This is a genomic window from Rhizobium sp. UBA1881, from assembly GCF_002338015.1.
In the GTDB taxonomy this organism is placed as follows: Bacteria; Pseudomonadota; Alphaproteobacteria; order Rhizobiales; family Rhizobiaceae; genus Rhizobium.
Genome location: NZ_DDHH01000071.1, coordinates 22,375 through 29,919, shown reverse-complemented (window position 1 = coordinate 29,919; position 7,545 = coordinate 22,375). Strand labels below are relative to the sequence as shown.

The 7,545-nt window shown below is 61.8% G+C and carries 8 protein-coding genes; 5 read left to right on the top strand and 3 right to left on the bottom strand.

Annotation, left to right across the window (positions count from 1 at the left end):
• Positions 1-181: hypothetical protein (locus tag B3605_RS08210; RefSeq protein ID WP_296433500.1), on the bottom strand; the 181-nt coding region annotated here is incomplete at its 3' end.
• 69 nt (positions 182-250) lie between these two features.
• On the opposite strand from B3605_RS08210, the gene B3605_RS08205 reads away from it, so the two are divergent.
• The 4 genes from B3605_RS08205 to B3605_RS08190 all read left to right on the top strand — a co-directional run bounded on the left by B3605_RS08205 (position 251) and on the right by B3605_RS08190 (position 4,651).
• Positions 251-2,608: an EAL domain-containing protein gene (locus B3605_RS08205; protein ID WP_112941067.1), complete on the top strand. Its 2,358-nt coding sequence runs from the start codon at positions 251-253 to the stop codon at positions 2,606-2,608.
• 22 nt (positions 2,609-2,630) lie between these two features.
• Complete coding sequence (locus tag B3605_RS08200; protein ID WP_112941111.1) at positions 2,631-3,350, top strand: substrate-binding periplasmic protein; 720 nt, start codon at positions 2,631-2,633, stop codon at positions 3,348-3,350.
• 96 nt (positions 3,351-3,446) lie between these two features.
• Positions 3,447-4,193 carry an aminoacyl-tRNA hydrolase gene (pth, locus tag B3605_RS08195; RefSeq protein ID WP_112973178.1) on the top strand — a complete coding sequence of 249 codons (747 nt, stop codon included), beginning with the start codon at positions 3,447-3,449 and terminating at the stop codon, positions 4,191-4,193.
• A 2-nt stretch (positions 4,194-4,195) separates the two neighbouring features.
• On the top strand, positions 4,196-4,651 hold the full coding sequence (locus tag B3605_RS08190; RefSeq protein WP_112941069.1) for a GNAT family N-acetyltransferase: 456 nt from the start codon (positions 4,196-4,198) through the stop codon (positions 4,649-4,651).
• Positions 4,652-4,653: 2 nt separating this feature from the next.
• On the opposite strand, the gene clpS is transcribed toward B3605_RS08190, so the two are convergent.
• Positions 4,654-4,965, bottom strand: coding sequence for an ATP-dependent Clp protease adapter ClpS (gene clpS, locus B3605_RS08185; RefSeq protein WP_018897383.1), 312 nt, complete (start codon positions 4,963-4,965; stop codon positions 4,654-4,656).
• A gap of 190 nt (positions 4,966-5,155) precedes the next feature.
• Between clpS and ychF the strand changes: the two genes are divergently transcribed.
• Positions 5,156-6,259 carry a redox-regulated ATPase YchF gene (ychF, locus tag B3605_RS08180; RefSeq protein ID WP_018897382.1) on the top strand — a complete coding sequence of 368 codons (1,104 nt, stop codon included), beginning with the start codon at positions 5,156-5,158 and terminating at the stop codon, positions 6,257-6,259.
• 126 nt (positions 6,260-6,385) lie between these two features.
• Here the strand turns inward: ychF and B3605_RS08175 are convergent, their stop codons facing one another.
• Entirely contained in the window at positions 6,386-7,477 is a 1,092-nt protein-coding gene (locus B3605_RS08175; protein WP_112941070.1) for a hypothetical protein, read from the bottom strand.
• Between the last annotated feature and the right edge of the window lie 68 nt (positions 7,478-7,545).

Sequence of the window (7,545 nt, the reverse complement as noted above, 5' to 3'; positions counted from 1 at the left end):
ATCGTTGCTCCGGCAGCTGGCGTATCGGAAGAAGAAGAAGAAGCTGGCGAAGCTGAAGCTTGATCCTTTGATCGCTTGAACGCTTTGTAAAGTATAAGACCCGCTTTCTCCGGAAAGCGGGTCTTTTCATTTCTACAGAGATAAGCGCTTCAACTTCGATTAAGACATTTCGTGGAAGCATGCCCCATCGTTCCAGAGCAGGTTTTGTTCTGAACGAAGAAATTTCGCGGCAAGGGGCAGACGCAGGAAAATGCATAATTCCGTTCAGAACAGATTTCTAGGAATCGTGTTCGCCGCATTGGTTCTGCTCGTAGCCCCGCTTTTTGTTCTGTTCCTTTTCCTGTCCTCGGGACGCGCCGAAAAGGAAATCCGCGACCACATCTCCGTTCTTCTCGTCGCGAACTCGCAGGCGCTGGCAAAGCCGCTCTGGGATCTGGACGAGGACAGCGTCGCGCAGATCAGCGCCGCAGTCGTCTCGCAGGGCACCATCGTCAAGGTTCAGGTCCGCGACGCATCCGGCCAGCTTGACGTCACCCAGTCGACGATCCCCGCCTCCTACGACGGCGAACTGGTCGAAGTATCGCACGCCATCACCTACACCACGCTCGACGGCCCGAAGAAACTGGGCACGATCTCTGTCTTCTATCCCGCGCCGGGCCTGTTTTCCGGCTTGAAGAATGAAGAGATCATCTTCCTGTCGATCTTCGTCTTCGCCGTCCTCATCGTCTTCTGCGCCGCCCTCATCGGCAACCGCATCGTCCTCGTTCGCCCGCTGATGCGCCTGATCGCGGCCATCGAGGCCACCGGCCAGCTCGGCTCGCGCCATCATGTCGATTGGCGCTCCAACGACGAGATGGGCCGCCTTGCCAAGAGCTTCAACACCATGCAGTCCAAGCTGGAGAGCGAGGAACAGGAGCTGAAGCTCGCGCACCGCCGCGCCATCGACATCTACAATCTGACGCCCGCGATGCTCTTCTCGCTCGACGAGAACGGCCACATCACCGCCGTCAGCGACTATTGGCTCGCCGCCACCGGCTACGAGCGCGACGATATCATCGGCAACCGCTTCATCGATCTCGTCACCCCGGACACGCGGGGCGCCTTCCTCGGCCGCAAGGGTGAGCTGAATGGCGGCGCGACTGTTGATGTCACCGTCAAGTTCCTCTGCGCCGACGGCCGCGTCATGGACGTGCTGATCCTGGAATCGAAGGCTGCCACCGGCGGCCAAGGCGGCCTGTCGCTGTCCGTCATGACCGATGTGACTGCGCTGAAGGCCTCGGAAGCGCGCAACCACAAGCAGGCGATCACCGACCATCTGACGGGCCTTCTCAATCGCCAGGGCTTCGAGACCGTGCTCGACGGCAAGATCCGCGAGGCCGACGCCGCCAACCAGGAGCTCGCCTGCCTGTTCGTCGATCTCGACCGCTTCAAGTGGATCAACGACAACCTCGGCCACGCCGAGGGCGACAAGGCGCTGCGCGAATTCGTCGGCCGCCTGAAAAGCAAGCTTGCGCCGACGGATGTAGCCGCGCGCCTCGGCGGTGACGAGTTCGCCATCCTGCTGCCATCCGGCAACGCCGCCGAGCGTGCCGACCTGATGGCCGAGATGCTCGCCTCCATCTTCAACGAGCCCTTCGGCACTGACATGCATCTGAGCGCCAGCGTCGGCATCGCCATCTATCCGCGCCACGCCGACAATGCGGCCGAACTGCTGCAGAAATCCGACATGGCGATGTATGCCAAGAAGCGTGACGGCAAGAACGGCGCCCAGCACTTCGATAACGGCATGGTCGATCACGCCCGCGCCCGCGCCGAGATCGAAAGCTGCATCGAGATTGGCCTGATAGAGGATTGGTTCGCGGCCTTCCTCCAGCCGATCGTCAATCTCAACGGTCGCGGCGTCGCCGGCTTCGAAGCGCTGATGCGCCTCAATCACCCGGTGAAGGGCCTGATGGCACCGGCCGCGATCATCAACGTCGCCGAAGAGACCGGAAAGATCATCCGAGTCGGCAACGTCATCATGGAGAAGGCGATCGAGCATCTGGCGACGCTCTCGGCGCTGCCGGGCCTCGAGAACAGCTACCTCGCCATCAACTTCTCGCCGCTGCAGTTCGAGCCGTCGCTGCCCGCACGTCTGGCCTCGCTGCTCATGCGCCACAACATTCGCCCCGAGCGGATCGTGGTCGAGATCACCGAGGCGGTTCTGATGCACAACAACCCCGAAATCCGCAAGATCGTCAGCGACATGCGCCAGTTCGGCTGCCGCATCGCGCTCGATGACTTCGGCACCGGCTACTCCTCGCTCAGCTATCTCAACCGCTTCCCCGTCGACATCATCAAGATCGACCAGTCGTTTACTCGCTCGATCAATGATGCCAACGAGGATATCAGGCAGAAGAGCCGCACGCTCGTCGAAAGCATCACCACCCTCTCGCACAAGATGGGCTGCACGGTGATCGCCGAAGGCATCGAGACCGAGCAGGAATGCCACACGCTCTGCGAGATGGGGCTCGACTACGGCCAGGGCTATCTCTTCCACCGTCCGCAGACCGTCGACCAGCTGGCAAGCCGGCTGGCGGATGCGCACACGCTCGCCCGCGCCTCATAAAAGCAAAAGAGAAGCCGAGATGATCAAACCACTGCTGCTTCTCGCTCTCCTGAGCCTGTCCCTCGCCGCTCCGGCACGTGCCGCCAGCGTCAATTTCGTCACCGAGGAATACCCGCCCTTCAGCTACCGCGAAGGCGACACCCTGAAAGGCGCATCGGTCGAGCAGGTCGAGCTGTTGATGCAGAAGGCAGGCATCGATATGCATATCGAGATCATGCCCTGGACCCGCGCCTATGCCGCCGCCCAGGCAACCCCGATGACCTGCCTCTTCACCACGGCCCACAGCCCCGAGCGCGACAAGCTGTTCAAATGGGTCGAGCCGCTGCTGGTGGACGACAACATTCTCGTGGCCACCGCTTCCTCGGGCATTCGCGAAACCGATCTGGACGATACCCGGCGCTACGTCATCGGAACGCATCGCGGCGACTACACCGAGAAACTGCTGAAGGAAAAGGGCTACGCCAAGGTCGATATCGCCAGCGACTTCCCCTCGACGCTGCGCAAGCTGATGAACGGCCGCATCGACCTCATGCCGATCTCGGAGGTCTACTTCGAGAAGCTCAAGGTCGATCAACCCCTCGTGCGTGTCGCCACGCTCTCCTCCCAATCGCTGGGCATCGCCTGCGAAAAGAGCTTTCCCGAGGATCTCAGGGCCAGGATGCAGCAGGCGCTCGACGCACTGATCGCCGACGGCACGCAGCGCGCGATCTTCGCCAAATATGGCCTGCATCTCCAAAACTGATTTTACCCACGATAGACACGCTTGCGCTTGACTTCCGCGCCGTTTCGCGGTGGTGAACGTGCTTGAGAACTTGAAACGTCCAGGAATGAACGCGCCATGCTTGTTATCGCCGGCCTCGGCAATCCCGGCAGACAATATGCCGGCAACCGCCACAATATCGGCTTCATGGCCGTGGACGCCATCCACCGCCGCCACTCGTTTTCGCCCTGGTCGAAGAAGTTCAAGGCCGAAATCTCCGAAGTCGAGATCGCGGGCGAGAAGGTGCTGCTGATCAAGCCGCAGACCTACATGAACCTGTCTGGCGAATCCGTCGGCGAGGCCATGCGCTTCTACAAGCTGCAGCCATCCGACATTGTCGCCATCTACGACGAACTCGACCTCGCGCCCGCCAAGGCCCGCATCAAGGTCGGCGGCGGCCATGGCGGCCACAACGGCGTGAAGTCGCTCGATGCCCATTGCGGCAGGGACTACCGCCGCCTGCGCCTCGGCATCGGCCATCCCGGCAACAAGGATCTGGTGCACAACTACGTGCTCGGCGATTTCGCCAAGGTCGACCAGCAGTGGCTGGAACCGATGCTGGACGCGCTCGCCGACAATCTCGAGATGCTGGTCAAGCGCGAGGATTCGCAGCTGATGAACAAGCTGGCGCTCGCCGTCGGCGGCAAGGAAGACGAGGACAAGCCGAGGCCCGCCAAGCCTGCCAATGCGAACGCAGCTGCTCAGAAGCCTGCCGGCAAATCGCACATCCATCAGGCCCGCAACAGCGCCCAGCCGAAAAAGCTGCCGACGACGGGACCGATGGCCGAAATGCTGAAGAAGATGTTCGGCAACAAGGAAGACTGACCATGTCCCCCTCGCCTCTCGCGATCCGCACGGCCGAAGCGGGAGACCTCGCAGCGCTTCTCGCGCTCTATAGGGACATGAACCCCAGCGACCCCGCCATCGATCCAATGGTAGCGCAGGAGCGCTTTACGTCCATGCTGACCCATCCCGGCATGCGCGTCCTGGTGGGCGTGGCCGACGATGCGTTGGCGGCTTCCGTTACGCTGATCATCATGCCCAACCTCACCCGCGGCGGCGCGCCCTATGCGCTGACCGAAAACGTTGCAACCTCAACGCCGCATCGCCGGCGCGGTTATGCCAGCGCCCTGATCGCGCATGCGATCGAGCTCGCCTGGCAGGCAGGATGCTACAAGGTGATGCTGCTCACTGGCCGCACCGATCCCGGCATCCATCGCTTCTACGAGAGCTGCGGCTTCGTGCAGAACAAGACGGGCTTCCAGATCAGAAGAAGCGTCTGAGCCTATTCCTCGGGCTCTGTCGTAAACATCAGCGGGAAACCCGCTTCCTTGCCGAAATCCATGGCCTCCTTGGCCTTGGTCTCGGCGATATCCTTGGCGCAGACGACCACCACGGCGGTGCCGAGCTTGTGCGCGGTCATCATCACCCGGTATCCGGCCTCCTCGCTCATCCGGAAGACGATCTTCAGCACCGCCGTCACGAATTCGCGCGGCGTGAAATCGTCGTTGACGAGGATCACCTTGTAGAGCTTCGGCCGATCGAGCTTCGGCTTGGACTTCACTTTCGGTTTCAGGGCGACATCGTTGTCACTCATCGGGCAGTTCATCCGTTGATGACAGGAAAGAGGGCGAGCGGTGCTCAGCCTCCACAATATATTGCACTGCAAGCGCCGCTTTCAAGCCAAAGCCGCTTTGATCACGCAAGATCGCTCGAAAAGCTTGACCCGGAGGCGGCTTTTACCCCATACGCACGGCCAAGGAATTCAAGAACAGCAGGTTTCAGCCATGGGCTTCAAATGCGGTATCGTCGGTCTGCCGAATGTCGGCAAGTCGACCCTCTTCAACGCACTCACCAAGACGGCGGCGGCGCAGGCGGCGAACTATCCCTTCTGCACGATCGAGCCGAACACCGGCGAAGTCGCCGTTCCCGATCCGCGCATGCAGAAGCTGGCGGGTATCGCCGGCTCCAAGGAAATCATTCCGACGCGCATCTCCTTCGTCGACATCGCCGGCCTCGTGCGCGGCGCGTCCAAGGGTGAAGGCCTCGGCAACAAGTTCCTCGCCAACATCCGCGAAGTCGATGCCGTGGTCCACGTGCTGCGCTGCTTCGAGGATGACGACATCACCCACGTCGAGGGTCGCATCAATCCTGTCGGCGACGCCGACACGATCGAGACCGAACTGATGCTCGCCGACCTCGAAAGCCTCGAGCGCCGCGTCGAGCAGACCCGCAAGCGCGCCGCATCGAAGGACAAGGAATCGCTGGCCCAGCTTCCCGTCATGGAAGCGGTCATCAAGCTCCTCAACGAAGGCAAGCCCGCCCGTCTTCTCCTGAAGACGCTGGCGCCTGAGGAAATCGAGATCCTGAAGGGCCTCAACCTCCTCACCTCGCACCCGGTCCTCTACGTCTGCAACGTCGCCGAAGGCGATGCCGTTGATGGCAACGAGCACACCAAGGCGGTTGCCGAAATGGCCGAGAAGCAGGGTGCGGAATGCGTCATCATCTCGGCTGCGATCGAAGCCGAAGTGGCGCAGCTACCGGAAGAAGAAGCCACCGAGTTCCTCTCGGCACTTGGCCTCACGGAAGCCGGTCTCGACCGTCTGATCCGCGCCGGCTACCACCTGCTCGACCTGATCACCTATTTCACCGTCGGCCCCAAGGAAACCCGCGCCTGGACCATCCGCCGCGGCACCAAGGCCCCGGCGGCAGCCGGCGTCATCCACACCGATTTCGAACGCGGCTTCATCCGCGCCTTCACCATCGGCTACGACGACTACATCAACTTCAAGGGTGAAGTCGGCGCCAAGGAAGCCGGCAAGGGCCGCGACGAAGGCAAGGAATACGTCGTCCAGGACGGCGACGTCATCCACTTCCGCTTCAATACCTGATTTCGAACATTAGGACTGCCGCCTAAGCATGTCGCGCAAAAGTGCGCAGCGGTTTTGCGAAACCGACATGCGACGGAACAAAAACTTAAAGCGTGGCGAGCGAATCCGAAGGATTAGCAACACGCTTTAAGCGGGCGGCAGTCTCTTCTGCATGCCATCAGGCAGACGGCGCACGACGGCGCGCCGAAGCGGCATCCAGCCGGTGCCGATGATGAGAACGATCACGCCCACCGCCAGCAGCGTGACGAAGATGTAGGTATCCACCTGCGCATTACCCTGGCGGAAGATCCCGTAGAGCGCAGCCCCCAGCGATACCAGTCCCGACGTCACGAAGGCGCGTCGGTCGATGATCAGCCCCACCAGCATCAGCGCCATGACTGTGATCACCACCATAGGCGTACGCATCGACACCGTGTCGAGCCCGCTGAGCGCCCCCGGCCCGCCGCCGGAAAGCCACAGGATGCTGTAAAGCAGCGCGGGTGCTGCGCCGAGATGCAGCCAGAAGGCAATGTCGGAATTGACGGTCCGGCGCAGCGGATCCTTGAGATCGAAGCGCATGGCGAGCGCAAACAGCCCGACCGCGCAGGCAACCGCCAGCATTGACAGCACGCCGCCATGCGTGACCGCATAGAGCGGATCGCCGCTCAGCCAGCCCAGCAGGCGCAGCACGAGCTGCAGCGCGACGACCACGGCGCCCATGATTGCGAGCGCAAAGGCGAGCGGTATCCGATAAAGCAGATAGAAGAGACCGAGCACGACGGGAAAGGCCAGCGTGTATTGCAGCCCCTCATTATTGTCTCCGATCCCGATGATCTGAGGCGAGCCCTGCAGCAACATCGCCGACACCGCCCCCGTCCAGAGCGCCAGCGCAATCGTCAGCGCCACCGCAGGCAGCGCCAGCCGCTGGCGGCGCACCAGGATCTCGGCAAGCACGATGATGGCAGGGAACACCGCATAGATGGAGCCGATGCCCCAGAGGCCGGCAAGCGCGACCACGATACCGATGGTGATCAGCACATCGTGGAACCCGCGCACGAAGCTCGGCGTCTCCGTGTCGGAAAAAGCGGCACCACCCGCTGCTTCATCCCGCGCGGACGATACGGCGGCATCCGCCCTGACGCCGCGCGCCACGAGAAACGACAACAGCCGCTCGGAAGCCTGCGATGGAATGATCCCCTCTCGTTCAGCCTCGTCAAGGATCGACTTCAGTTCGGACATGCGGAATTCTCGCTGGAATCGTTGAGTGACGCCGCATGCTATTGTAATCGTGGTGAAACGCCTATGAC